Source organism: Streptomyces sp. NPDC002057 (assembly GCF_040296665.1).
Taxonomy (GTDB): Bacteria; Actinomycetota; Actinomycetes; order Streptomycetales; family Streptomycetaceae; genus Streptomyces.
Window position 1 is genome coordinate 43,079 of record NZ_JBEOXR010000048.1, and the last position, 24,750, is coordinate 67,828.

The window sequence follows — 24,750 nt, forward strand, 5'->3', positions numbered from 1 at the left end:
CCGTGCTGCCTGCCGACAGCGCCACCGTCGAGCGCACCCGCACGCGCCCGCCGTCCGCACCGACGGCGGACCCTCGTACCACCCGAACTCCACCACGCTCGCAGCGCGACCGGTCACCCTCGGCCCGAGACGTCCGGCCACCCCGCTGCGCAGATCTGACGAGTGAGCACTACCAGTGGTTGCGGTGCACGACCTCCGAGACCGGACGGCGGCGCACGGGTCCGAAGTTGCCCATCGGCCAGCCGACGGGTATGGCGGCGAAGGTGCGCATGTCCTCGGGGATGCCGAGGGCCTGCTTCCACTCCTCTTCCAGCATCAGGTGCCAGATGGTGATGTTCGCCGCGAGGCCGAGGCCTCGGGCGGCGAGCAGCAGATTCTGCACGCCCGGGTAGACGCAGGATCCTTCCGCCAGCGCCATGAAACGTTCCTGCGTGTCCATCATGCGCTGGGTTGCCGCCGGTCCGAGGGCTTGGGCGGAGACGAGGTAGCCCTCCTCGGGGACCCGCGGTGCGGGGAACTGATAGCAGGGGATGACCAGTACGGGGGTGTCGGCGAAGTGGTCACGCTGGTACTCGATCGCGGCGACCATCCGACGGTAGGCGGCCTCGTCCATCCCGGCAGGGGCCAGCGCGCCCGTGGTGGCGAGGTAGGCGTCGACGCAGCGCTGCCACAGGGGGGCGAGACGGGCCATGACGTCCCGGTCGGTGACGACGACGTACTCGAAGCGCTGCATGTTGCCACCGCTGGGTCCCCAGACCGCAGCCTGGACGAGCTGCTCGATGAGGTCCTCGGGGACCGGATCGGGCTTGATGCGGCGCATGGCGCGCATGGTGGACATGGTCGAGAAGAGACGGGGGTCGGAGTCCACACCGGTGAGATCGCTCATGATCGCGGAGTGTAGACCTCGTCATCGCACATGCAAGAGGTGGCCGGCGACGTCTCACTGGGCGAAGGCGCCGACCCACGGCTTCGCCCCTGATCCAGCCGCAGTTCGACGCCGTGCCGTCGATCCGGGGTCCGCGTGGACGTCCACGCCACCGCACCGCGTTCCGCGGGTCCTGATCCGTGGCGTCAAGAGGCCCCCTGAGCCCGTGGCTGAGGGGGTTGGTTCGACGGGCCGCCGGCGTCTCCGCAGGACGGCGTTCCGGAACGAACAGTTACGCGTCGGGGTGTTCCGGCAGGGCGAGCCAGTCCGACCAGGAGATCTCTCGGCCGAGGAAGCGCGGCTGCTCGAACGGCCAGTCGGCGGCGATCCACTGCGGCACCAGCTCGTCGAGGGCCTGCTCGACCTCGCTGCCCACCAGCTCGTCCACCACCCACCAGGAGATCTCGCCGTCCGCGCCGGCCCTGGCGGGCGGGTCGATGTAGACACAACCCAGCAGAGCGGTCTCCGCCGCGTCGAACAGCGCGTAGTTGAAGGACTGGTGTGCGGCGATCTCCTTCTCGTGCCGCAACAGGTCGGCCTGGTCGGCCTCGTAGGTCATGGTGGCCGCGGGCCAGCCCCAGGCCGGGCCGAAGATGGTCCACAGTCGCTCGCGCGAACCCATCACAGCCGGATAGTCGAGCGGGGTGTCCGCCTCCCGGATCGGCCGCAGGTGATGACCACTGCCCGGCAGCGGTACCAGGACGGGATGGACGAAGGTGTCGGGGAGCCAGCTCATAACGCCCGACCGTAGCAGCGCGCGGCCGACCGTCCTCCTCGATTTTTCCCGCATACCACCAGGTCCGGCTCTCCATGCCGGGCAGTGCCCGCGATCAACCGATCGAGACTCCCGTCCGATCGGAAGGCTCCATGATCGGTATGGCAACGGCTGCTCGGCAGCGCGTGGTGCCATCGCTGCGGAGTCAGGCCGGCTGCTCCGGGTCGGCCCCGGTGATCACGGAGAAGGCGCCTCCCTGCGGGTCGGCGAGCACAGCCATACGACCGGCCGCCATGTCGAACGCCGGGGCCAGGACCGTGCCGCCGGCCCGGACGGTGGCGGCCTGGATGTCGTCGACGCTGTCCACGTGGAAGTACGGCTGCCAGTGCGGGGGCACCCCCGGCGGCAGCCGGCTCATGTCCATCATGCCGCCCACCGCGCGGTCGTCGACCTTGAACTCGATGTAGTCCTCGGCGCCGGGCATCTGGGACCGGGAGGTGGTGACGGGCAGGACGGTGGAGTAGAACGCGGATGCCGCCGGAATGTCACCCGTGGTGAGTTCGTTCCAGATCAGCGCGCCGTGCTCGTTGACGATGCCTGCGCCGTCGAAGGTGCCGGGCTGCCACAGGCCGACCACGGCGCCGGTCGGGTCGGCGATCAGAGCCATGCGGCCGAGGTCCATGACGTCCATCGGGCCCATCATGACCGTCCCGTTCGAGCCGGTGACGGCACTGACCGTTGCGTCGATGTCGCTTGTGGACAGGTAGGTGGTCCACACGGTCGGCGGCAGCGGATCGGGGATCGTACCGTCCGGGTTCATCGCCTTCATGATTCCCGCGACGGGCTTTCCCTTGAGCGTGCAGACGGCGTACCCGCCCTGCTCGGCCGGGCCGATCTCGCCCTGCCAGCCGAAGATGTCACTGTAGAAATCGATGGCCGCCTGCTGGTCGGGGACCATCAGATCGATCCAGCACGGTGTTCCGGGCCGGTAGGGGTTCGTCTGGGTGGGCACGTGTGCCTCCGGGGTGACGTTCGACAGGGGACGGTCGTCCCATATCCATTTTTTACACCTTGAAAAGACCGAAAAGAGAGGATTTGACTCGACGTTGTCGGTTTGCGCTGAGCGGATCCCCCAACAGGAGGATCTGGTCCGTGCGGCGGATGCCGGCGCTCCAGCAGACAGGCAGATGCCGAACGCGAGAGCCGCCCGTGTCTGCACGGAGCCGCACACCGTCACCGGCCGGAAGACACCTGAGGGTCTGGCGCGCTACGCAACCCGCGTGCCCCACACCGACCCGACCCGCCGCACCACAGCCGAGCGAGACCAACAGCTCGCCCAGCCTGTCGACACATCCGTGGCCGTGGAGGGGCACTCGGCGAGCCGTCGCAGGCGAGTGGCAACTCCGGGCCGGGCAACAAGGGATCGCAGGGGACTTACCGGGCCCCGAAGTACCGCTTGGTCGCCAAGAGTCGCCAAGAGTCGCCAACCGACCTCAAGCGTCTCACCGTGACAATCGCTGTCCGGCAAACGCTGCCTTCGGGACGCTCCTGGACCGGACGGGCCAGCCGGCATCCAAGCGGACAATCGCATCAGCGGCGGCTTCTGTCAGGACCTCCTAGAGTAGAAGGCGACCCCGGCACACGGCCGTCCCACCATCCACGCCTCCCGCGCAGCCGCCAGCGGGCCCCACACCTCGCAGGAGCCACTCGTGAGCCCCTCGATCCAGCCCCACCGGGGACGGCCGAACGACCCCCATGCCGACGCGCTGTTCGCTGTCGAGGACCTCGACATGGGGCCGCGGTCGCGCGTCCCGGTCGGCACCGGCCCCCTCTTTCGTGACTCGCCGTCCGCGCGTCGGTTGCTCTCCATCAGGGAGATCCGCGCCGAGCCCGCCGCTGCCGCCTCCCCGCGCGGCAGGCAGATCCTCGCCCGCTTTCCGAACGCCGAGATCGTTCCTGTGGACTCCCACTGGGCAATCCCCGACCTCCATGGCAACGCGGGCAACGTCGACCGCTGGGTACGGATCAAAAGGGAGATCCTGGTCCTCGGGGAGAAGAAGACGCTCGCCACTCGGCCCAACGGCCGTTCAGCGGACTACATCGCCCCCGGCCCCGCCAACGGCTGCGCAATGGCGTGTGCCTACTGCTACGTCCCGCGCCGCAAGGGATACGCCAACCCGATCACCGTCTTCACCAACATCGACCGCATCATCGCCCACCTCGCGCGGCACGTGGCACGCCTCGGACCGAAGACGGAGGCCAACCAGTGTGACCCGACAGCGTGGGTCTACGACGTGGGCGAGAACAGCGACTGTTCCGTCGACGCCCTGATCAGCGACAATGTCGCCGATCTCATTCATTCCTTCGCCCGCTGGCCGTCCGCCAAAGCCTCCTTCGCCACAAAATTCGTCAACCCGGATCTCCTCCTGCTGGACCCCCGCGGACGCACCCGCGTGCGGTTCTCCGTGATGCCGCAGGAGGACTCGAAGCTCCTGGACATCCGCACCAGCCCGGTGGCGGACCGTATCGCCGCCGCCGGAGACTTCCTCGAAGCGGGATACGAGGTCCATTTCAACCTCTCACCCGTCGTTCTACGCCCAGGCTGGGAAGCGGACTGGGCTGAGCTCCTGCGGCACCTGGACGATGTTCTGCCCGGCCAAGTGAAAGCCCAGGCAGCCGCGGAGGTGATCATGCTGACCCACAACGAAGACCTGCACGGTCTCAACCTCGGCTGGCATCCGCGAGCGGAAGACGCCCTCTGGCGGCCCGACCTCCAGCAGCCCAAGCGTTCACAGAACGGCAGCTGGAACGTTCGCTACCGGCCCGGTGTGAAGTCCGCAGCCGTGGAGACCATGCGCATGCTCGTGGCCACCCATGCGCCGTGGCTGAGGATTCGATACGCCTTCTGAACACCGGTGCTGTGGCACATCACCCTCTTGCTCCCCGCGCCGCCTTTCAGCGCCCGCCCGCCCGCTCGGCCCTTTCGCAGCCGTAGAGACTGTTCGGAGCAGACACTCCTCGGCGGGAACCTCATCGACCTCGACACCGGAAACCTGGTGCTCGACCCCCGGCGAGCATGCGATTGTCAGCGCGGGCGATGGGCCGAGGACACCTGCGAAACCGAGGTGGGGGCATCGCGCACGACGCCGAGGGCGCTCACCGAACGCCGCCCGTGCGGAGCGGCATCGGGCCGTTGCGTTTCGGGTCTCGGTGGTACAGGGACCGGCGGGAGGCGTGCATCGTCCGCCGGGCGAGGCAGAGTTCGCCGGCCGGGACGTGGCAGGTGGTGCACGGGACCGAGTAGGCGCCGTGCTGGAACCGGGCCGCGGTGCTGTGAGCGGCGTCGTGCGCCGCATCCGCGGCGGGGGAGGGGATACCTGCGGTGAGCGGCATCGGGCGGTCCCGGTGTGCAGGAGGGGGCGGCAGCCGGCGACGGGGGCCGAACCAGTGGTCGATCATGTACCGCTCCTGCCCCGTGATGGCCGGGCAATGTGGGAACCGCCGGAAGTGGCCCGTGCCGACGCGCATGGGTCTGGAAACCGCCTGTCACCGTCAACTCACCATTGATGAGGCCCGACGGTGCGTATGCGGAACGGGACTTGACGCCGTCCGGCGAGTACCAAGTCATGGGTATGCCCGTGGACTGACGTGGTGTGACGGACGCTGATGTACGGGCGTCTTCCCGTCGTTGATTCACCACTGCTGGGAGCGTCGGCTGCCCAGAAGCGACGTCTGAAGCGGGATCCGGCCTAGGGCGGGCCTGGTCCTCCGTCCAGCATCGCGAGTCCCTTCAGCCAGCGTGCCCGGCGTTCCGCGCTGGTCTGCTCCCACCACGGAGTACCACGTTCGCCGAGGGCGACCTTGGCCGTCTGAACGCGGCTCCTCGCTTCGCGTTCCGCCTCCTCATCGTGTGCTCGCAGGGCGACGCCGACGGCGCGCCGGGCTGCCATCAGGTGCGTGCGCAGGCGCGCGTCGGTGTCGGCGGGGAGGTCCGGGTCGCTGGCCCGCCAGCGCCTGCCGGCGATGATGACGTAGCGGCCGTCCGAAGTGTGTTCCGGCGGGGTCTCTCGGGACATCACTGGCTCCGGTCGTTGAAGGACTCGCACGTCGCGCAGGGCCGGGTGGGGGAGTGGCGCCGGTGACGGTGGAGGCGGAGCGGCGTCGCCCGATCTGGGGCGCCGGGAGGGCGCATGTCTGTGCGGAGTTCGGCCCGCTCCAAGAAGCGGGATCAGGCGTTCTCGCGGTCGTGTCCGCCCCTGCGGAGATCGGTCAGAGGGACGGAGAAGCCGCATGCCCCCGAAGCGGCGGGGCTTCGGGGGCGCCCGGTTCATGCGCCTGGCATCTCGCCGGCCAGAGGACGGCGAGGCTGACGGGTACGTCCTGAGCGGGTCAGTGCGACGGTCGTCTACCAGTAGTGACGGCGTCCGCCAACCGCGTGGCCCACCGCCCCGAGGATCCAGAGGACGACTCCGATGACGACCAGGATGAGCCCGATGGTCCACAGGATGGAGATGCTGGCCACGAACCCGATGACGAGCAGAATAACCCCGAGAATGATCATGATGACCTCCGGCTTCGCGGGTGTCCCGATGGCAGAGCAGGCGTGCCCCTGTCAGGCCGGCCCGTCGGGTGGACCATGGTGGAGAAGACGCTCGGACGGTGTTGTGCGGTCCACACGGATGTACTCCTCCTTCCACTCCCCCCACTCCCCGCCGGCCCCGCCCCGGCGACTGAGGCGCGTGTGCACGGCCGAAGTCACTGGGCGGGATCATTGGTCAGGGGAGCACGGAAAGGCCCTTGGGTTTGCGAGCTTCGTGCACGTGAGGCGCGGGCCCGTCACGGTGGCCTCTACCCCTTGGTCGCCATGTCAGTCACGCGACAATTCCTGCTCATGCGACCGTGCGGCGATGCGCTCCGGCTCACCGTTCCTCACCTCCGGCCCGCGAGGCCGGTTCTCACCCCGACCGGGGCCGCAACGCCGAGACCTGAGTCAGGGGCGCTGCCGCACTGCCACCAGGCTGCAGAAGCCGCCCGCACCCCTTGTCGTCGAGTCCGACCGTGTCCAAGTCGCGCTGTGAACGAAAGGCGTCGGCGGGGCGGGGCTCGCGCATCAATCCTCGCCACGGACAATCTGGGGATCCGGGTCAACGTCCTGCCCCGTGCGATCCGGGCCCGGGTCGACATCGCGTTCCTTGAAGGCCGGTCGGCACGTCCTGATCTGACCCGTGAGGGTCTCCGTCTGTTTGGAGCGGGTGGGGCTGTTGACGGCGCCCACGGCCATCACCTCCTGAAACTGGGAATCCGAACGGATGGTCGGATCGGTTACTCTGCGGCTACCCTCTCCGCCCGGCCCGACACGCGTCCGCACCCAGGCGCCCCGGAGAGAAGGTGCCGACCGGAGCCTGACGCCCCGAGTCGCCGGCGTGAGCACCCCCGGCTGGCCCGATCCATCCCCGTACAGGCTCGGTGCTCACAGCACGGCGTCCGTATCCCGGTCGGAGCGGGGCCACACGTAGGGCAGGTCGTCGGGCACGTCCGAGAAGCGTTCCCGGTAGAAGGCCGGATCCTTGCGCACCAGCGCGGACTGATGGCTTCGATGGAAGTCCGGTGCCCCGAGCCAGGGCGGCAGGTCCCCGTCGTCGGCCAACTGCTCCTGCGTGCGCAGCGCTCCCACCGGCTGCCACGCGTTCAGGTCCTGGACCAGAGTGACGGCACAGGTATCGGCATGCCCTCCAGCGGTCCACACCCCGCAGATCTCCAACCCGTACCGGACGAGTGCCTCCTCGTACCCGGCCCACATCCGCACCGCGGGGTGCCTGCGCCACCCGTAACCCGGGACGACCAGGCCACGGAGCACCTGCACGGCTTCGCCCCGCTGCTTGCCGAGCCTTCGCGCGTCCAGCACGGCGGCCGAGGCGTCGAACGACGGGTACGGAAGGAACGTCTGCACAGGATCTCTCCCCCCGACGCGGCGGTGCAACCGGCGCCCCACTGCCATGGAGGGCACAGAGCGAGCCTGGCAGACACACCGGAGTGCCGCGCCCGCACAACCCGGCAGGACGATCGGGCCCGGTTCCTCCTCAGTGCCGCAACGAAGGACTCGGCCCGCCCCCACGCCGAAAGCTCTTTGCCTGAATTGCGTGAGATGCGATGCGATCGGGGTACCCGCACCATGACCGTGACAGCAGGTCGCCGATGCGAGGTCTCGTCATGCCCCGAGGTTCCAGCCCCCAGCGCAAGCGCCAGTACGGGGTGGTGGGGCCCTTCGCGTCCGCACCGCTGGATCGGCTGTGGCCCGAGGTCGTATCCCGGCGGCGCCACACCGTGCGGTTCGGCCCCTTGGCGGCCGAAGGAGTGACGGCGGTACGCCACGGGGGCGAGGATCCTCCTCCAGTTCCGGCCGTGGGGGAGGAGACAAGGGTGATCTGCGAGGAGCATCCCCTGCGCGGTGTGGGCGGATCCCTGCACCACTCCGTGGTCGGAACCCTCCGGTTCCGGCACCGGGACGTGCCGGCCCGCCCGGCCGGCATCGTGGAACAACAGCTTGGCGAGGTGGACCGTGCCTGACGCGGTGGTGATCGGCGCCGGCCCCAACGGACTGGTGGCCGCGAACCTGCTGCTCGACGCCGGGTGGAGTGTGGAAGTCCTGGAGACGCAGGAAGAGCCCGGAGGAGCCGTACGCAGTGATCGCGGGGTGCACCCGGACTACGTCTCGGACACGTTCAGCGCCTTCTACCCGCTCGCCGTGGCCTCCCCGGTCCTCGCGGGCCTCGACCTCGCCGCGGAGGGCCTGCGGTGGAGCCACGCCCCCTCCGTACTGGCCCACCCCCTGCTGGACGGGAGATGCGCCGTGCTGGAACGACGGATACAAGACACCTGCGCCGGCCTGGCCGGCTTCGCGGCCGCTGACGCGGACGCCTGGGAGGACTTGTACCGGACGTGGACACGCGTGGGGCCGGACCTCGTACAGGCGCTGTTCACACCCTTCCCCCCCGGTTCGTTCCGGGCTTCGGCTGGCCGCGAAACTGCGCACCTCCGGGGGCCTGCGGCTGGCCCGGAAGCTGTCCCTGCCCGTACGCCTCCTGAGTGAGGAGGAGTTCCAGGGAGAGGGCGGTCGGCTCCTGCTGACAGGCAACGCCCTGCACGCCGACCTGGCCCCCGAGGCGGCGGGCAGCGGCGGCTTCGGCTGGCTGATGTCGATGCTCGGGCAGGGCCACGGCTTCCCGGTCCCCGTCGGCGGGGCCGGCGCCCTGACCGTGGCACTGGTGAGCCGTCTCCAACGACTCGGAGGAGTGCTGCGCTGCCGGGAGCGGGTCGCGGCGGTCGTCGTACGCGGTGGCACGGCGGTCGGGGTGCGGACGGCGGGCGGGGAGACCGTCCGCGCGCGGAGGGCCGTGCTGGCCGATACATCGGCGCCGGCCCTGCACCGGGACCTCGTCGGCGAAGAGCACCTCCCGTCCCGTCTCCTGCGGGACCTGGATCACTTCCAGTGGGACTTCGCGACGTTCAAGGTCGACTGGGCGCTGACCGGCCCGGTGCCGTGGACGGCGCCGCAGGCAGCCCGAGCGGGTACGGTCCACGTCGCCGACGTCGCCGACGGCCTGACCCGGTTCGCCGCACAACTCGCCATGGGACAGGTCCCCGACGAGCCTTTCGCCCTCTTCGGCCAGATGACCACCGCGGACCCCACCCCCTCACCGGCCGGGACGGAGTCGGCCTGGGCCTACACGCACCTCCCGCAGCACATCACCTCCGACGCCGGCCCCGACAACATCACCGGCAGATGGGGACCCCCGCGAACAGGAGGCCATGGCCGACCGCGTCGAAGCACAGGTGGAGCGCTTCGCGCCGGGCTTCCGCCGGCTCATCGGCGCCCGCCGCATCCTGGCCCCCACCACGCTGCAGGACATGAACGAGAACCTGCACAACGGAGCCGTCAACAACGGCACCACCGCCCTGCACCAGCAGGCCGTCTTCCGCCCCACCCCGGGCACCGGTCGCCCCGAGACACCGGTCAAGGGCCTCTACCTGGCCTCAGCGGCCGCCCACCCCGGAGGCGGCGTACACGGTGCCCCGGGCGCGAACGCCGCTCGGGCCGCCCTGCGCGCACACGGGCTTCACGCCCTCCTCCACCGAGCCCAGCGTGTGTGAGCCGCACGGCACGCGGCTCCCCGTCCCGCGCCCGGCCCCGCCCGCGATGGGCCGAGCAGGGGATCCCGGCCCGACCGCGGACGGCTGCGCGACGACCAGAGGAGCAGAGCGGTGACGGAGACGGCCCCGATGATCGTGTTCGCGAACTTCCTCTCCGACGTGGCGGTGGATCTCGACGAGGGGCAGATCCTGACGACGTGGGCGCAACAGGCGCCGCGGAAGACGTGGCTGCTTCGGCCGGGGGACATTTTCGTCACTCCCGTGCCGCTGAGCCGGGAGTTCCTGCGATACGTGCACGGCCTGACGGGGGTGCCCCCGGAATCCGTGGCGGTGATCGAGGTGCCTCCCGCCGGAGCCGTCCCGCTGGCGTGGGCGGTGCGCCAGGCCGGCCTCGTCGAGCGGATTCGGGCTCTCGCCGCTGACCGGGGCGCGGCGCTGTTGCCGACGGCGCTCGACGCGTCAGCGATCGCGTTCGCCCGGGACCTGGGCATCGACGTCCACCTGCACCCCACGGTCGAAGCGGCAGAGGCGGCCCTGAGGACGACCATGCTGCTCAACACGAAGAGCGGCTTCCGCCGGACGGCTGAGCGCTTGGGCATGCGTCTGCCGAGAGGGCGGACGTGCCGGCGCCCGGAGGTCGAGGGCACGGCGCTCGATCTCCTGCGGGACCACGAGCGCGTGGTGGTGAAACCCGACCGTTCGGCCGGAGGACACGGCATGCGCTTCGTGTCCCGCGACGACCTGAGAGGCGGGGCGGGCCTGGCGCTCGGCACGGTGGGTGGGCCCGAAGGACTGTGGGTGGTGGAGGAGTACCTCCGCGTGGCCGACTCCGTCAGCGTCCAGGTGGAGGTCACCGCCTCCGGAACGCGCGTCATCTTCAGCGGAGCGATGCGCACGGTGCAGGGCTCCTTTCACGGGATACGCCTCTCCGCTGCCGCCGTCCTGCGCTCACGTGGCCGCCGAGCTGGAGACGTGGGGGACGGCCCTGGGCCGCTACCTGGCCGGCCCTACGCCGGGCCCTTCGGGCTCGACGCGCTGGTGGACGTGGACGGTGTCGCGTACGCGAGTGAGAGCAACATCCGTCGTACAGCCACCACCACACCACACGCCATGGTCACCCGGTTGACTGAGGGTTCCGCCACCGCGCGTCCGGCATGGTCGGTGTCGAAGGGCCGGACAGGTCTTCCCCTGGATTTCGACGAGGTGCTTGCCCGATTGGGCGCCTCCCGTCTCGCCTTCGACCCGGACCGGGGCGAGGGGGTTGTCCTGTACGCGGACGCACCACCCGACGGCCGCTCCTGGCGGTATGTGGTCATCGCCGGGAGCGCTGGGGATGTCGAGGAGCAGGAAGCCGCCTTGGCCGAGGTCCTCGAATTCGAGGGCGTCTGACCCGCCTTCGGCCGGCTCACGTTGCGGCGTGCGCTCCGACGGCCTGCCGGTACGCCACGTGTCCGCCCAGCGCACCGCTGACGGCCACGGCGGCCATCCCGCCCAGTGCCCACAGTCGGCCCTTCGCCGAGTGGCTGCGGAGCCGTGCGGTCAGGGAAGCGGCGTAACAGGCCACCGCGGCGACGTTGGTCGCGGCGTGAGCCAAGCCGACCCGGGCCTGCTCCGGCGGCAGGTCCGCCCAGTCCGCCCAGCCGGCGACCGCTGCCGGGGCGACGCCGGCCAGTCCAACGGCGGTCAGGGTGGTCGCCGCGTGGCGTGTCCCGGGCACGAAGTCGAGTACAGAGGCCGACAGCCAGCATCCGATGGGCACCTGTACGAGCACGGGGTGGACTGGGTGGCCCAGATGCCTGCCGCGCAGCAGATCGCGCATCCGGCCCAAGGGGAGTGAGCGGATTCCCCGCTGCAGGACCCTGATGGCCGGATCGGCCACCGTGGCCCGCTCGAGCCGGTCCAGGGATGTGAGCCAACATGCCGAGGCACTGTCGAGGGCCGCGGTCGGCTTGGCCGTGGGTGAGGTGTCCGGGGTGCGTGAGTTCATACACGACGCCTACCCGCCCACACGCCGCCATCCCGGCCTGGCGCCGACTGCACCCGAACGACGAGCCCGCCGACGGGACCACGACCTCGCAAGAGGTAGGGGGTGCCACGGCTTCCGCCGTCCGGAACCGGCGCTACGGCGTGGGAACAGGTCTGCGATCCCTGAGTGTGTAGCGTCCCGAGGAGGGCAGCCGGCGCTGGCCGCTCTGTGCCGTGGCGGCTGGGTGTTCTGAGACGGATGTGATGGGCGAGCGGAACGGTCTGGCGGAGGTCCTGGCGGCGGCTGAGGCTGCCGCGCCGGTCGATTCCCTCGATGTCGTGGCGGGGGATCTCCGCGACCGGTTCGGTGCCCGGTATGTGTCGTTCCTGTTCGTCGACATCATCGGTCGGCGTCTGCTCCGAGTCCACGACACCGCGGCCGCACATCAGAAGGAGCGAGCTGCCCAGGTACCCGCTCTCCGTCTCCGGGGCCTACGACGAAGTGCTACGAGGTCAGCGGCTGGTGTCGTTCCCGGAAGGGGATCAGGGAGTACGAGTGCTCGCCCCCGTGACCAACCGCGGTGATGTCATCGGGCTCCTCGAACTCCTCCTCACCCACGCTCCCCAGGAGGTGCTGCGGGAAGTCGAGGAAGCCGCCCGCGCGCTGGCCTACATCATCGTCACCGACCGACGCTTCACCGACTTCTACCACTGGGGAAACCGCACCGCCGACGTCAGCCTGTCCGCGGAGATCCAGCGCCAGCTGCTGCCCTCGGCCTCCTGCTGCGAAACTCCCCGGTTCACCCTCGCCGGCACTCTCGTCCCTGCCTCTGACATCGCCGGCGACACCTACGACTACAGCCTCGACACCCACACCCTCCACCTGTCCATCACCGACGCCATGGGCCACGACGTCAGCGCCGCCCTCATGGCCACCCTCCTCGTCAACGCCTCCAGAGGCGCCCGCCGAGCGGGGGAGGACCTGGCCGAACAGGCCCGCCAGACCCACCACGCCCTCCTCGAACACGGCCGCCACACCCTGGCCACCGGCCAGCTGGTGCGCATCGCCCTGGACGGATCCCGCGCCCAACTCGTCAACGCCGGCCACCCCTGGCCACTCCGACTGCGCGACGGAGCGGTCGAAGAAGTGCGCTTGAAGGTCAACCTGCCCTTCGGCGTCGCGCCGCAGGGCGCCTATCAGGTGCAAGCCTTGGACCTGCGCCCCGGTGACCGCCTCCTGCTCCACACCGACGGAATGCAGGAACGCGAAGCGGAGACGGTGGACCTGCCCGCCCTCCTGCGCGAGACCGCGACCGAGCATCCCCGCGAAGTCGTACGGACACTGGTCGCGGCCGTCACCGACGCCTACGACGGCCGACCGCCCCAAGACGACGCCACCGTCCTGTGCCTCGACTGGCGTGGATGACGGTGGACCCTGAAGTACGAGGTCGACTGCCGGGTCGGCGGTGAGGACTGGAACCGAGCGGTGGCACTCAGCATGGCTCCATGACCCATCCGCCCTTCTGTCCCGCTACGAAGAAAGCATCATGAGCCCCTTGCGTATCGCGGTCCGAGACGCCCGGACCGGTCCCGTCATGGAGATCATCGGCGTACTCGACCACACCACCACGCCCGTCCTCCGTGAAGGGCTTTATGCGCTGGGGCTCACGGCGGGCCAGCTTCTCACCCTGGACCTCTCACAGATGGAGTGCTGTGACTCCAGCGGTATCGGCGGCATGATCGCCGCGCGCAATCACGCCGTTGCCGCCGATGCCGCCATCGCCCTTTCCGCCGTGCCGGCCCATACGCTGCGCGTCCTGCACGTACTCGGCCTGGCAGAGATCCTCCACGTGCCGCCCGCCCCCGAAACCGCAACCGGTCCAGCCCCCACCGGGCCGAGACCGACAGTCGCCGGCGACGATGATGCGCCCGTCCCATAGATGCCGCTGCAGTGCGTCGAAGTCCGAGCGCACCAAGGCCGAGCGGGCCGGGCGCGCGCCGACAAGCACGGGTGGGCGAAGTGCGGAGCACCCGCCGCCGGCAGTGCCGACAGAAGCGGCTCGTCGCCTGCTGTGTCGACCAGGTCCAGCTTCACCGGGCGGGCGTGGCCGGCGCCAATCTGCGCTTCACGCGGGTGTGGAGTCGACCGGCAGGGCTCGACGCGGCAGGTCGACGCGGACGGTGATGCCCCCGCCGGAGCGCGGGACGGCGGCGATCGTGCCGTCGTGGGAGAGCGTGATGGCACGGACCACGGCGAGTCCGAGCCCGAAGCCGTTGCCGGGCCGGTGCCGGCCGCGCCGGAAGGGTTCGAAGAGGGCGGGGATCTCACGCTCCTCCAGGACGGGCCCGGTGTTGGCGACTTCGAGGAACGCGCGCTCGCCCAGGGTGCCGGTGGTGATCGTCACCGTACCGTCGGGGTGGTTGTGCCGGACAGCGTTGGCGACGAGATTCAACGTCAGTTGGGCGAGCAGTGCGGGGTCGCCCGTGACAGGGGCCGGGGCCGGTGTCGTGGTGACGCGGACTTCGGCGGCGTGTGCCTCGTCGGCCAGGTCGGCGACAGCGTCCCGGACGGTGTCGGCGAGGTCGACGGGATGGGACGCGTGGGTCTGGATTTCACTGCGGGCCAGGGACAGCAGGGATCCGATCAGACGTTCCGAGCGTCCGTTGGCGTCCAGGGCACGCCGGAGCGCGGGTTTCAGGTCCTCGGGGACGCGGCCCTGGGCGAGGGGGATCTCCAGCGCGGTGCGCTGGAGGGTGAGGGGGGTGCGCAGTTCGTGCGAGGCGTGGGCGGTGAACCGCCGCTGGGCGTCGAAGCTGCGGTCCAGCCGGTCGAGCATGGCGTCGAACGTCTCGCCGAGCTCGCGGACCTCGTCGTGGGGGCCGGTGAGACCGAGCCGTTCGTCCAGACTGCTGCCGGTACTGATGCGACGGGCCGCCGCGGTCACCTGACTGAGACGGTGCAGCGAGCGGCGGGCCGCCCACCACGCGAGCAGCGCGGCGAACGCGGTGAAGACGAGCAGCAGGAGCAGCGACCGCATCAGGACCTGGGTGAGGACCTCGTCCTGAAAGTCCTCGAACCCCTCGGCGGGACTGAGGGGTGCCGAGGGCACGCCGGTGTCCGGCGGCGCGGAGCCGGCGGGGGCGGTGGGCAGGGGAGCCTCGGTGGTGTACGGCAGGGCGGGGTCCACCGGTTGTACCGGCACGGTCGCCACGGCGGGGACGACGAGGTAGCGATTGTCCTCGATGAGCTGCTGGGCGCTGAACCAGTTGAGGAGGAGCAGCGCGCTGCCGAGTGTCAGGAAGACCAGCGTCGTCATCAGCGTCAGGCGCCCGCGCAGGGGCAACCGGTGCGGGGGAGTGCGGCGGGCGGGCGGGCGCCGGCGCATCGCCCCCGTCACAGCCGGTATCCGTAGCCGGGAGTGTGACTGATGAGCCGGGGCTCGCCGAGTTTGCGGCGCAGGGCGTGGACCGTGACCCGGATCGCGGTGGTGGCAGGGTCCAGTGCCGCGTCCCACAGCCGGTCCCTGAGTTCCTCGGTGGTGACGGGGGCGCCGTCCGCAGCCAGAAGGATCTCCAGTACGCCCAGTTCCCTGGGTGTCAGCTTGAGCGGGCGTCCGTCGCGCTCCGCGACGCGGCGGACCGTGTGGAGGCTGATGCCGTGGCCGCTGAGCACCGTGGCGGAGCCGCCGGGGACGGCACGACGGGCCAGTGCGCGCAGCCGGGCGACCAGTTCCAGGTAGGAGAAGGGCTTGGACATGTAGTCGTCAGCACCCTGGCCCAGGCCGTCGACCAGGTCGGTCAGGGCGCCGGCGGCGGTGAGCATCAGGATCCGGGCCGGGTATCCGGCCGCGTTCAACGCCCGGCAGACGGCGTCGCCGCTCAGCTGCGGCAGATCACGGTCAAGTACCAGCACGTCGTACTCGGCGGCGGCCGTCATCTCCAGAGCCCGAGCGCCGTCGTGGGCGACGTCGCAGGTCATTCCTTCGCCGCGCAGGCCCTCGGCGAGCATCGCGGCCAGTTCTTCCTCGTCCTCGACGATGAGCACACGCATGTCGTACCTACCCCGCTCTGTGGCCCGCTGACGTCGGCCTTCGGACCCGACCCGGTCCAGGATGCCGCCGGGCACGTTAACCACGGGTTAGGCAGATGATCACGCGTGTCTCACCGGGGGCTCCGTAGAACGGATCCGACGTCACGGACGAGAGCGGCGTCGCAGTCGAGATCAGCGAGGAGCAAGACATGCGCGAGCGCATCGGGCGGACGCTCATAGCGGCGACCGCCCTGGCCACGGCCCTGGTGATGAGCGGTTGTTCCGGGCCACAGGCCGCGGCCCCCAAGGTCGCCGGGGACGACGGGTCCGGCAGCGGCAAGCCGCAGGACGACGCCGCGATCAAGCAGTCCTGGGTGAGCTGCATGCACACCCAGGGGCAGACCCAGGTGCTGATCGACAAGGAGGGCAACATCGCCATGCCCGCGACGGGCGCCGGTTCCACCCCCGCCGGCGGCTACGAAGCGGCGGCCAGGCTGTGCGACGGAAAGAACCCCGGCATCCACCAGGTCCAGGAGAAGAGCAACAGGAAGTTCGTCGACATGGCGCGCGCCTTCGTCGCCTGCGGCAGGAAGAACGGCTACCCGGACATGCCCGATCCCGACCCCAAGGACGGCATCCTCGTCTTCACCGACCAGTCCTTCGACCCGGCCAAGTGGGACGCCATCCAGCCCGCCTGCGGCAAGCTGCCCATGCCCGGCTATCGGATCGGCCAGTGACCATGGCCCGGACCACGAAGACACCCGCCGAGTTCGTCTCCACCCCGCAGGGCGGGCGCCGCAAGCGCCCCAAGCTCGTCGTGCCGCTCGTCCTGACCGCGGCGGTCACCGGAGCGGCGGTCCTGGGCGTGACGCGCCCGTGGGAGCGCCAGGCGTCCGGAGCCGGGATGCCGCCCGTCGAGTACGGCAGCGTCGTCGTGCAGAAGGGGTCGCTGTCCAGCGGCATCCAGATCGCCGGGACGCTCGGCTACGACGAGCCCACACCCGTCGTCGCCGCCGGCCGCGGCACCGTCACCGCGCTCCCCGCCGTCGGTGCCGTCATCAAGACCGGCGAGAAACTGTACGAGGCCGATGGCAGCGCCGTCGTCCTGATGCGCGGCAGCCGGCCCCTGTGGCGCGACCTGGGACCCGGCGTCGGCGACGGCCCCGACGTCCAGCAGCTCAAGCGCAACCTCGTCGACCTCGGATACGCCGACGGGCTCGGCCTGGCCGTCGACGAGAAGTTCACCAAGGGCACCGCGACCGCGATCAAGCGGTGGCAGAAGTCGCGGGGGGTGAAGCAGACCGGGACGCTCACGCTCGGCAGCGTGGTCATGCTGCCGCGGGCGAGCGTGCGCGTGCAGCAGCTCGGCGTCCAGCTCGGCGCGCCGCTGGGATCGGGCTCGGTCATGACCGTGAGCGGCACCGGCCTCGTCGCCACCGTGCGGCCCGCCGACAATCAGCTGTCCCGGTTCAAGCCCGACGGCAAGGGCGAGGTCAGGCTCTCCGACGGCAGCACGGTCACCGGACGTGTCCGCTCCCTGATCCGCGGCGGCTCCGCCGGCCAGGGCGACGGCGACGGCAGCGGGGGCGGGGGCGGCGAACAGCAGAAGACCACCGTCACCATCGTGCTGGACAGCCAGCTCCAGGCACGGAGGGCCGGGCCGTCCTCCGTGACGGTCACCGTCGTGGGCGACAGCGTCAGTGACGCCCTGATCGTCCCCGTCACCGCGCTGCTCGCGCTCGACGGCGGAGGCTACGGCGTCAAGGTCGTCGACGGCACGGGCACCCGTCTGGTCAAGGTGCGCCTGGGGCTGATCGCCGACGCCCAGGCGCAGATCTCCGGGGGTCTCCAGCCCGGCACCCAGGTGGTGATCCCCAAGTGACGCCCGTACTGGAGCTGACCGCCGTCGCCAAGGAGTATCCGGGTTCCCCGCCGCTGCGCGTGCTGAACGACGTCGACCTGACCGTAGAGACCGGCGAACTCCTCGCCGTCGTGGGCCCGTCCGGCTCCGGCAAGTCCACCCTGCTCGCCCTCCTCGGCTCGCTGGACCGGCCCAGCGCCGGGCGACTGCGCTTCGAGGGACGCGATCTGTCGGGTCTTCCGGACGCCGACCTCGCCTCGGTGCGCGCCCACCGGATCGGCTTCGTCTTCCAGCAGTTCTTCCTGCTGCCGGGACTCACGACGGTGGAGAACGTCGCCACCGGCCTCCTCTACAGCGGCGCCCCGGCGGCGCGGCGGCACGCCGCCGCGGTCGAGGCCCTGCACGAGGTGGGCCTCGGTCACCGACTCGGCCATCGCCCCGACCAGCTGTCCGGCGGCGAGAAGCAGCGCGTGGCCATCGCCCGCGCCCTCGTCGGGCGCCCCGCGCTGCTCCTCGCCGACGAACCCACCGGCGCCCTGGACAGCGTCTCCGGCACAGCCGTCGTCGAACTGCTGCGCGCCCTGAACGTCAACGGCACCACCGTCGTCGTCATCACCCACGACCGTGAACTGGCCGCCTCCTTCCCCCGCCGCATCGGCATCCGGGACGGCCGGATCGACTTCGACGAACGCGGCACCCACCCCGCGGGAGCCGCCCGATGAGCGCCCGCACCCGCCGGACCCGACTGGGCCTGATCGACCTGCTGCGCCTGGGCATGATCGGACCGCGCACCCGCAAGACACGCTCCTCCCTGTCGGCCCTGGGGATCTCGCTCGGCATCGCGGCCGTCGTCGCCGTGACCGGGATCTCCTCCTCCAACCAGGCCCACCTGCTGGCCCGACTGGACCGGCTCGGCTCGAACCTCATCACCGTCGCCGCGGGGAAGGACGCCACGCAACAGCTCGTGCCCCTGCCGTCCACGGCCGAGAAGATGCTCGGCAACATCGCCCCGGTGCAGCAGGTGACCGCGGTGGGGGCCACCAAGGCGGAGATCTACCGCAACAATCTGGTACCCGAGCAGCAGACCGGCAGCATCACCGTGCTGGCCGCACGCCCGAACCTGCTCGATGTCCTCCACGGCTCCCTGCGGAGCGGGAAGTGGCTGGACCGGGCGAGCGAACGGCTCCCCGTCACCGTGCTCGGCGACCAGGCAGCCCAGCGTCTGGGCGTGACCGCGCCCGGCGAACGGGTCTGGTTGGGAGGCCAGTCCTACCTTGTCGCCGGCATCCTCGCGCCCAACGAACTGGCTCCCGAACTCGACACCGCCGCCCTCGTCGGCTGGCCCCAGGCCACAGCACACCTGGACGCGGACGGGTCCGCGGCCACCGTCTACCTGCGCTCCCACCCAGAACGCGTGCCCGACGTCCAGAGGGTGGCGGCCGCCACGGCGAACCCGGCAAGCCCGAGCACCGTCGCCGTCAGCCGCCCCTCAGACCTCCTCCTGGCACGCGACGAGGCCAAGGGCGCGCTCACGGGACTGGTGCTCTCCCTGGCCGGAGTCGCCCTCCTCGTCGGCGGCGTCGGCATCGCCAACACCATGGTCGTCGGCGTCATGGAACGCCGGGGCGAAATCGGACTGAGGCGCGCCCTGGGCGCCCGCGGAGGACAGATAGCAGCGCAGTTCCTCCTGGAGGCCGTACTCATGGGGTTCATCGGAGGCATCGCCGGCCTGGCCGTCGGCAGCCTCACCGTCTACGGCTACGCCCTGGCTCAGGCCTGGCCGGCCACCATCCCGTACTACACGGTCGCCGGCGGCCCGGTGGTCTCCGTGCTGGTCGCCGCGATCGCCGGCATATACCCGGCTATGCGGGCGGCCGGGGCGTCCCCTACGGACGCCCTCCGGTCGGCCTGAGCGATCGGCCAACTCGCACCACGACGGCAATGACGAGGCGGGCTCCGGCGTCACGCCGGAGCCCGGGCCGTCCGCTCCGATTCGACTACGCTGGCGGAGCTACCACACGTGAACGAAGGACGCACATGGCTCGCCCCTACAAGCCCGGCCCGAAGCAGTTCGTCTTCGCTGTCGGTGACGGCAACGACCAACGGGTCTCCGTGGGCGACCCCCAGGAAGCCTACGTAGCGTTCGCCGCCTTCTTCCGTGATCGGGAATCCGACGTCCACACCATTCATGATGAGGCGTCGGGACAGAGTCTGGTACTCATGCCCGGGCAAGGTGTGATCTCCCGGACCATAGGTGCGGACGAACCCCGGTCTGAATACCTTCAGGTCGACAGGGGCAACCGCTACCTTCCGAGCGCGATGCTGTTCTTCGAGAACGGATACGCCGGCCTCGACCGCTTCGGTCAGTGGTTCTCCGACCTCGCCGACCTCGACGCGTCACCGGAGACGCGCGGCGCCGCCCGCGCCGCCATGATCACGACGGAGGCGGCGGCGATCGAGGAAACCGCCCGGATCTGGGCGGATTCGGGCTGTGTGGACCCGAGCGACCAGTACTACGTCTTCTTCGACTCGCACGGTGTCGACGATGACCGAGCCGAACGAGCCGCACTGCTCAAGTTGATCGAGTTCCTCGGGATCGAACGCGTCGACGCCCCGGCCGAGGGCGCCGGGGGCGAAGTCTGGGTGCGCACCGACCCACGCCTCGACGTTGAATTCGCACGGTGGTCGTGAACAGACGGAGCGGGGCGGGGCCGCGGCATCGCCGTGATGCCGACCGCTTCCGTTCCGGGAAAGAAATGAGTCCATGAGAGACATCGTTTTCACGCGCGCGAGCGGCTGGATCCCGAACGTGATCCGCGAGGACGGCGAGCTGAAACTGATGCTCGGTGCCGGGGCCGACGCCAACCACGAGCCTCGCACGTTCACGTTCCCGATCGGCGAAGCCCATCTTTCGGTGATCCGGGAGGACCTGGCCAGACACCTGTTGTTGTGGAGTGCGGTCCTTCCGCTGTGCGACGCCGCGGGAACCAGGGGCCGCCTCGACGAGAACGCCGCCGTCGCGCTCCTGGACCCGATCCTCCTTGCCGCGCCCCCGGACGTCGACGCGCTCTTCCGGCGCATCCGGTGGGACAGGAGTCGGCTCGTCGCCCACGGGGCCGACATCGGTCTCCTCGAGCGCGGTCAGGTGTGCGCGGCGATGCGCGCGGCGACCGAGACGTCCAACGGGAAACGAGCTCAGGAGTACCACGCGAACCGCCGTCGCGCCGAGCGCGGAACAGTACTCGGTCCGCTCGACACCGCGATTCTGCGGTACACCGGCCAGTATCTGCACGGCGCGACGGTTCCGAGGCGGATACCCGACGCGGTCGACCCCGCGCTGCTGCCCGAGGTCCTACGAGTGATCGCCACCGCGGAGCAGGCGTGCGCCGGGATGCGCATCGGCCGCGATCCGCGACGGGGAAAGCGCGCCACGGACAAGAGCGACTGGACCCGGATGGAGACGAAGGTCGAAGCGGCCGTGCGCCGTGCACACCCTGAGCTCGTCGACGACGCGGTGCGTACGGTGAACTTCCTGATGTGCTCGGAGGCCGCGGACCGCTCCAGGAACACACCCATGGAGGACGACGAGGAGGCCGCAGACCACCGCGCCGACTTCCGCGGGAGCGCCGGGAAGACGGCTCTGTCGTTCACCGACGACAAGGGCGTCGAGAAGAAGTGGCTACGTGACGGTTCTCGCACCGCCACCGCGGAGTTCTGGGAGTTCGTCAGCGATCGCTCCGCCTCCGACAACGAAGTGTTCACCATCGAGGACGAGGAGATGGGCGAAGGGATCCAGCTCCACTTCTACGCGGACTCCATCGCCCGGGTCACGACGCTGCGCGCGGGGGCGGACGGGTCGGATCCGGAATACCACGTCGAGTACGGCCTGGTCGACGGGATCGGCGGGTACCGAGCCCTGGTCAGCGCCTTCGTCCGCGGCGGCTGCGCCGCACTCGAACAGCACGGTCCCTGGATGTCGGACGTCGCCGAGTTCGAGCGCGCGCGCCGGCGGCGACGCGACGCCCGGTAGCCCCAGGGCGACGTGCAAGCGCACGACATGAGGCCCGGATCCTGTGGATCCGGGCCTCATGTCACTTCAGTAGCGGGGACAGGATTTGAACCTGCGACCTCTGGGTTATGAGCCCAGCGAGCTACCGAGCTGCTCCACCCCGCGTCGGTAGGTCCAACAGTACGCCATCCACGGCACCACCCATGACCAGGCGGCTTTCGGCGTCGATGCCCTGCATGGTCGGTGGGGTACGTGCGATGCCGGTACGACGCAGCCGCGCACCGGAGGGCTCGGCACGGGGCCGCTCGGCGCGTCGCCGTCCAGGGGCGCTCAGGCCCCGACGCGCGCACGGAGGCGATCCGCGGTCTGCGCCGTCGGAGGGTCCTCGCCACCGCCGGCCGGACTGTCCACGTGACCGATCTCGGTCATGAGGTCCTCGCCGACGGTGACGGCCCCTTCCCTCTGCTCCACCCCCCTCACTGGCCGGGCGGATGCTGCTGGACCTCCGTATCCGGCCCTTGTGGGTTCGGGCCCCGCAAGCGGCCGAGCGTCTTCGCGAAGGACTTCCAGGGTGAGGAGTCCTCCTTGGACGGCGCCGTTGACGGCGTCCGGGGGACGCCCGTGCCGCTGTTCGCCTCGGCGAGGGCGTCGAGCGCCGACTCGGCGGCCTCCCGGTACAGGTCGCAGGATGCCGTCATGGCTTCGAGCGCCTTGGCGTACCTGGTGACCATGGCCTGTGCGTGAGCCAGTTCCTCGGCGGGGTCGAGCAGGTGCCAGCCCTGGCGCAGTCGCGTCAGGACCTGTTCCGCGTCGGCCGGCAGTGGCTGGGGCAGCGCGGCGAACTCCTTGATCCTGTCCAGGAGTTTGGTGGGTTCCGTGCCGTCCAGGAAGACGTTGCGAATCGTGAAGTGCTCCGCGTCGTAGTCGAAGGATCGCGGTGTCGGGGGCAGGATCACGGCGCCGCCACGCGGTATCCCCACACCCAGCTCGCGATTCAGTACGAAGTCGGCGATCAGCGCCTGATCCGGCGTGGCCCGGAGTTCGACCACCCGGTGCCGCAGGCTCGGGGGCAGGAACGCCGTGATCGGCCGCCGCCCCAGGGCATCGGGCGTCATGGCCTCGTGCACCACGACATGGACGAACCAGCTTTGCCGGGTGCACGCCCGCAGCAGGCGGCGCAATTCGTCGTCGTCCTTCGGCAGGTGGTTCGTCGTCCGCAGGCGCACCTCCGGAACCGTCTCGTCCCAGGGGACCTGGTCGCTGTCGGGCCAGAACACGGTGGCTGGTGAGGGCCAGCTCGCTTCCCACGCCCGCTCGGCCTCGGCGGCGATGACCCAGGTGACACCTTCGCCCTTCGATCGGCGGGACTCGGGCTCGTACGTGGTCAGTTGCGCGCGGACCGTGACGTCGTCGGCCACCCGCCAGCGGGCCTCGAAGAGGCGGCGGGCGGACGGGCCGGGGTCGGCGGACTCGTCCCGGGGATACAGGTCGGTGGAGCGCGCCGCCTCGACGGGGTCGAGGTCGAGGAAGTCGTCGATCACCCGGGCCGCCTTGAGAGCGAGCAGGTTGCGCCGGACGTCCCGCTCGGGCTCGGGCCCGAGGTGACGCCCACGCCCGAGCCAGGCGGTATCGGGGACGGTGGTCGATGAGGTGCTGTTCTTGGCCATGGAACCGTTCAGTAGGCGATCGGGGCCCGACCAGTATGGTCCGAAGCCCGGGCAAGGGAAGCGGTACCCCAGCCGTGCCGTCGTGGATCGTATGCCGGGTCGACGGGAGGGCGGCCGCTCCGTGTGCGGCGGCTGTCGCCACGGCCGCCGCCGTACCCGTCCCACCCGGGGTCCTGTCAGCGCAGCGGGCACGGGAGAGTCACCCGGAGGCTGTCAGCCTCGTCCACGTCTCCGGTGTGCAGCCGGACCTCGGTGGACAGAGCCGCTGGAGTCTCCCTCTCGTTCCACCAGGGACGCCCGGCGATGAGGTCGTCTCGTCGCGGCGCAACCTCACTCTTCTGTTAGGGAGTTGAGGGGGTGACCGTTCAGGCGGGGCGGTGTCTGATCCTGGAGAGGAGATGGGCGATGCGCTGCTGAGCGGCGTCGTCGGCATCGTCCTTCCCGAGCGGAGCACCGCCGACGGGCTCCCAGGACCGGGGCTGGGCATCCGTGCGAGAAGCGGCCTGCCCTGTCTGCGCGGGCGGGACGAGGCGCGGGCGGGAGGAGTGGCCGGTCGATGGCGCGGGAAGGCCGAGGAGGGCGGTTCCCGCCCGGTCGCGGCAGGCACTGACGGCCGCTCCGATGATCCAGGAGCCGGCGACGGGGCTCTCAAGGGTCCGAGGAGCGGGGGAGTGTGCCAGGTGGGTGACGGGAGCGGGTGTGTGGGGGATCCGGACCGCGTAGGTGAGGCCGAATCCCCGGGCGGGCTCCTGGGCGGTGAGCGATCCGCCGTGGGCGTCGATGATGTCGCGGGCGACCAGCAGGTGGGTCGGGTCGTTCACGGCCCGTGGGCCGTAGATCTCGATGCGTACCTCGTTGTCACGCAGGGCCGCCGTAATCTCGACGGTGGTGTCCGGAGGCATGGCGGGACCGTGAAGGCGGAACTTCGCCGAGGAGGCAGCGCCGGAGGCGTCGGCGATCAGATGGCCCAGCGCGGTCGACGCGCCCGCGGGGTCGAGCGCGACGATGACGGGCGGCGCGTGGACGGTGAACTCCGTCCGGTGCGGGCCGGTGAGCTCGGTGGCCTTGTCGATGCCGGCGGCCACGAGCGTCCCCAGCGTGGTGGGGTGCCGGACGAGGGCGACCGCCGCGTCGTGCTGCCGTGGTCCCCCGGGGTGGGTCACGAGCCGGTTCTGCCTGTGGCGCAGCGACTCGGCGAGTGCCGCGGTCAGCTGGGCGTGGCGGGCGGCGAGGGCCGCGTACCGCTCGGCCTGTTCCTCGCGTTCGGCCGCGCTCCGCTGGGCGCGTGCGGCGAGTTCGGCGGCGTGCTCCTCTTCGAGCTGCTCGTAGGGTCGGCGGTCGGTGAAGGTCATGACGGCGCCGACGAGCTGGTCGCCGTCGCGGACCGGGGCGGTCGTCAGGTCGACGGGTACCCGGTTGCCCTTCTT

Annotated in this window: 19 protein-coding genes, 1 tRNA gene and 3 pseudogenes; 11 read left to right on the forward strand and 12 right to left on the reverse strand. The window is 70.6% G+C overall.

The window, feature by feature from the left end:
* Nucleotides 1-169: 169 nt before the first annotated feature.
* The 3 genes from ABT129_RS29310 to ABT129_RS29320 form a co-directional block, all read right to left on the reverse strand.
* Nucleotides 170-886 (reverse strand): nitroreductase family protein, encoded by a 717-nt coding sequence (locus tag ABT129_RS29310; RefSeq protein ID WP_351907594.1) that lies wholly within the window; start codon nucleotides 884-886, stop codon nucleotides 170-172.
* A gap of 271 nt (nucleotides 887-1,157) precedes the next feature.
* Nucleotides 1,158-1,661, reverse strand: coding sequence for a GNAT family N-acetyltransferase (locus tag ABT129_RS29315; RefSeq protein ID WP_351907596.1), 504 nt, complete (start codon nucleotides 1,659-1,661; stop codon nucleotides 1,158-1,160).
* A 184-nt stretch (nucleotides 1,662-1,845) separates the two neighbouring features.
* Complete coding sequence (locus ABT129_RS29320; RefSeq protein ID WP_351907630.1) at nucleotides 1,846-2,598, reverse strand: VOC family protein; 753 nt, start codon at nucleotides 2,596-2,598, stop codon at nucleotides 1,846-1,848.
* An 832-nt stretch (nucleotides 2,599-3,430) separates the two neighbouring features.
* Here ABT129_RS29320 and ABT129_RS29325 point away from each other — a divergent pair.
* Nucleotides 3,431-4,549 (forward strand): spore photoproduct lyase family protein, encoded by a 1,119-nt coding sequence (locus tag ABT129_RS29325; RefSeq protein ID WP_351907632.1) that lies wholly within the window; start codon nucleotides 3,431-3,433, stop codon nucleotides 4,547-4,549.
* Between the two features lie 840 nt (nucleotides 4,550-5,389).
* Here the strand turns inward: ABT129_RS29325 and ABT129_RS29330 are convergent.
* The 3 genes from ABT129_RS29330 to ABT129_RS29340 all read right to left on the reverse strand — a co-directional run bounded on the left by ABT129_RS29330 (nucleotide 5,390) and on the right by ABT129_RS29340 (nucleotide 7,590).
* Entirely contained in the window at nucleotides 5,390-5,716 is a 327-nt protein-coding gene (locus ABT129_RS29330) for a hypothetical protein (protein WP_351907598.1), read from the reverse strand.
* A 329-nt stretch (nucleotides 5,717-6,045) separates the two neighbouring features.
* Nucleotides 6,046-6,201, reverse strand: coding sequence for a DUF6131 family protein (locus ABT129_RS29335; RefSeq protein WP_351907600.1), 156 nt, complete (start codon nucleotides 6,199-6,201; stop codon nucleotides 6,046-6,048).
* A 909-nt stretch (nucleotides 6,202-7,110) separates the two neighbouring features.
* Nucleotides 7,111-7,590, reverse strand: coding sequence for an MSMEG_6728 family protein (locus ABT129_RS29340; protein ID WP_351907602.1), 480 nt, complete (start codon nucleotides 7,588-7,590; stop codon nucleotides 7,111-7,113).
* A 609-nt stretch (nucleotides 7,591-8,199) separates the two neighbouring features.
* Between ABT129_RS29340 and ABT129_RS29345 the strand changes: the two are divergent.
* Together ABT129_RS29345 and ABT129_RS29350 are read left to right on the forward strand one after the other, a co-directional pair.
* Nucleotides 8,200-9,791: pseudogene (locus ABT129_RS29345) on the forward strand (phytoene desaturase family protein).
* Between the two features lie 129 nt (nucleotides 9,792-9,920).
* On the forward strand, nucleotides 9,921-11,180 hold the full coding sequence (locus ABT129_RS29350; protein ID WP_351907604.1) for a preATP grasp domain-containing protein: 1,260 nt from the start codon (nucleotides 9,921-9,923) through the stop codon (nucleotides 11,178-11,180).
* A 16-nt stretch (nucleotides 11,181-11,196) separates the two neighbouring features.
* Here ABT129_RS29350 and ABT129_RS29355 read toward each other — a convergent pair whose 3' ends face one another.
* Nucleotides 11,197-11,778, reverse strand: a complete 582-nt coding sequence (locus ABT129_RS29355) for a DUF2231 domain-containing protein (protein WP_351907606.1) — start codon at nucleotides 11,776-11,778, stop codon at nucleotides 11,197-11,199.
* Nucleotides 11,779-12,020: 242 nt separating this feature from the next.
* Between ABT129_RS29355 and ABT129_RS29360 the strand changes: the two are divergent.
* Together ABT129_RS29360 and ABT129_RS29365 are read left to right on the forward strand one after the other, a co-directional pair.
* Nucleotides 12,021-13,182 (forward strand): annotated as a pseudogene (locus ABT129_RS29360) (PP2C family protein-serine/threonine phosphatase).
* Nucleotides 13,183-13,303: 121 nt separating this feature from the next.
* Nucleotides 13,304-13,696 (forward strand): STAS domain-containing protein, encoded by a 393-nt coding sequence (locus ABT129_RS29365; protein ID WP_502981951.1) that lies wholly within the window; start codon nucleotides 13,304-13,306, stop codon nucleotides 13,694-13,696.
* A gap of 186 nt (nucleotides 13,697-13,882) precedes the next feature.
* Here ABT129_RS29365 and ABT129_RS29370 read toward each other — a convergent pair whose 3' ends face one another.
* Together ABT129_RS29370 and ABT129_RS29375 are read right to left on the reverse strand one after the other, a co-directional pair.
* Nucleotides 13,883-15,073 carry a sensor histidine kinase gene (locus ABT129_RS29370; protein ID WP_351907610.1) on the reverse strand — a complete coding sequence of 397 codons (1,191 nt, stop codon included), beginning with the start codon at nucleotides 15,071-15,073 and terminating at the stop codon, nucleotides 13,883-13,885.
* A 77-nt stretch (nucleotides 15,074-15,150) separates the two neighbouring features.
* Nucleotides 15,151-15,807 carry a response regulator transcription factor gene (locus ABT129_RS29375; protein WP_351907612.1) on the reverse strand — a complete coding sequence of 219 codons (657 nt, stop codon included), beginning with the start codon at nucleotides 15,805-15,807 and terminating at the stop codon, nucleotides 15,151-15,153.
* Between the two features lie 188 nt (nucleotides 15,808-15,995).
* Between ABT129_RS29375 and ABT129_RS29380 the strand changes: the two genes are divergently transcribed.
* From ABT129_RS29380 to ABT129_RS29405, 6 genes are all read left to right on the forward strand, one after another.
* On the forward strand, nucleotides 15,996-16,523 hold the full coding sequence (locus ABT129_RS29380) for a hypothetical protein (RefSeq protein WP_351907614.1): 528 nt from the start codon (nucleotides 15,996-15,998) through the stop codon (nucleotides 16,521-16,523).
* A gap of 2 nt (nucleotides 16,524-16,525) precedes the next feature.
* Nucleotides 16,526-17,668, forward strand: coding sequence for a peptidoglycan-binding protein (locus ABT129_RS29385; RefSeq protein ID WP_351907634.1), 1,143 nt, complete (start codon nucleotides 16,526-16,528; stop codon nucleotides 17,666-17,668).
* A complete protein-coding gene (locus ABT129_RS29390) occupies nucleotides 17,665-18,369 on the forward strand; it encodes an ABC transporter ATP-binding protein (protein ID WP_351907616.1) in 705 nt (234 codons plus the stop codon). The genes ABT129_RS29385 and ABT129_RS29390 overlap by 4 nt, the downstream gene beginning before the upstream one ends.
* Entirely contained in the window at nucleotides 18,366-19,559 is a 1,194-nt protein-coding gene (locus tag ABT129_RS29395) for an ABC transporter permease (RefSeq protein WP_351907618.1), read from the forward strand. Before ABT129_RS29390 ends, ABT129_RS29395 begins: the two co-directional genes overlap by 4 nt.
* A 125-nt stretch (nucleotides 19,560-19,684) precedes the next feature.
* Complete coding sequence (locus ABT129_RS29400; RefSeq protein ID WP_351907620.1) at nucleotides 19,685-20,338, forward strand: DUF6357 family protein; 654 nt, start codon at nucleotides 19,685-19,687, stop codon at nucleotides 20,336-20,338.
* 73 nt (nucleotides 20,339-20,411) lie between these two features.
* Nucleotides 20,412-21,677, forward strand: a complete 1,266-nt coding sequence (locus ABT129_RS29405) for a DUF6357 family protein (protein ID WP_351907622.1) — start codon at nucleotides 20,412-20,414, stop codon at nucleotides 21,675-21,677.
* Nucleotides 21,678-21,747: 70 nt separating this feature from the next.
* Here the strand turns inward: ABT129_RS29405 and ABT129_RS29410 are convergent.
* The 3 genes and pseudogenes from ABT129_RS29410 to ABT129_RS38120 form a co-directional block, all read right to left on the reverse strand.
* A tRNA-Met gene (locus tag ABT129_RS29410) sits at nucleotides 21,748-21,821 on the reverse strand.
* Between the two features lie 311 nt (nucleotides 21,822-22,132).
* Nucleotides 22,133-23,323 carry a hypothetical protein gene (locus ABT129_RS29415; protein ID WP_351907624.1) on the reverse strand — a complete coding sequence of 397 codons (1,191 nt, stop codon included), beginning with the start codon at nucleotides 23,321-23,323 and terminating at the stop codon, nucleotides 22,133-22,135.
* A 1,181-nt stretch (nucleotides 23,324-24,504) separates the two neighbouring features.
* Nucleotides 24,505-24,750, reverse strand: a pseudogene (locus tag ABT129_RS38120) (hypothetical protein); the annotation flags it as partial.

Coding starts and splice junctions, on each gene's coding strand:
- ABT129_RS29375 (WP_351907612.1), bottom strand. CDS start 15,807: ATGCGTGTGCTCATCGTCGAGGACGAGGAAGAACTGGCCGCGATGCTC.
- ABT129_RS29365 (WP_502981951.1), top strand. CDS start 13,304: ATGAGCCCCTTGCGTATCGCGGTCCGAGACGCCCGGACCGGTCCCGTC.
- ABT129_RS29320 (WP_351907630.1), bottom strand. CDS start 2,598: ATGGTCCCCGACCAGCAGGCGGCCATCGATTTCTACAGTGACATCTTC.
- ABT129_RS29325 (WP_351907632.1), top strand. CDS start 3,431: ATGGGGCCGCGGTCGCGCGTCCCGGTCGGCACCGGCCCCCTCTTTCGT.
- ABT129_RS29380 (WP_351907614.1), top strand. CDS start 15,996: ATGCGCGAGCGCATCGGGCGGACGCTCATAGCGGCGACCGCCCTGGCC.
- ABT129_RS29370 (WP_351907610.1), bottom strand. CDS start 15,073: ATGACGACGCTGGTCTTCCTGACACTCGGCAGCGCGCTGCTCCTCCTC.
- ABT129_RS29385 (WP_351907634.1), top strand. CDS start 16,526: ATGGCCCGGACCACGAAGACACCCGCCGAGTTCGTCTCCACCCCGCAG.
- ABT129_RS29415 (WP_351907624.1), bottom strand. CDS start 23,323: ATGGCCAAGAACAGCACCTCATCGACCACCGTCCCCGATACCGCCTGG.
- ABT129_RS29315 (WP_351907596.1), bottom strand. CDS start 1,661: ATGAGCTGGCTCCCCGACACCTTCGTCCATCCCGTCCTGGTACCGCTG.
- ABT129_RS29400 (WP_351907620.1), top strand. CDS start 19,685: ATGGCTCGCCCCTACAAGCCCGGCCCGAAGCAGTTCGTCTTCGCTGTC.
- ABT129_RS29335 (WP_351907600.1), bottom strand. CDS start 6,201: ATGATCATTCTCGGGGTTATTCTGCTCGTCATCGGGTTCGTGGCCAGC.
- ABT129_RS29355 (WP_351907606.1), bottom strand. CDS start 11,778: ATGAACTCACGCACCCCGGACACCTCACCCACGGCCAAGCCGACCGCG.
- ABT129_RS29350 (WP_351907604.1), top strand. CDS start 9,921: ATGATCGTGTTCGCGAACTTCCTCTCCGACGTGGCGGTGGATCTCGAC.
- ABT129_RS29310 (WP_351907594.1), bottom strand. CDS start 886: ATGAGCGATCTCACCGGTGTGGACTCCGACCCCCGTCTCTTCTCGACC.
- ABT129_RS29330 (WP_351907598.1), bottom strand. CDS start 5,716: ATGTCCCGAGAGACCCCGCCGGAACACACTTCGGACGGCCGCTACGTC.
- ABT129_RS29405 (WP_351907622.1), top strand. CDS start 20,412: ATGAGAGACATCGTTTTCACGCGCGCGAGCGGCTGGATCCCGAACGTG.
- ABT129_RS29395 (WP_351907618.1), top strand. CDS start 18,366: ATGAGCGCCCGCACCCGCCGGACCCGACTGGGCCTGATCGACCTGCTG.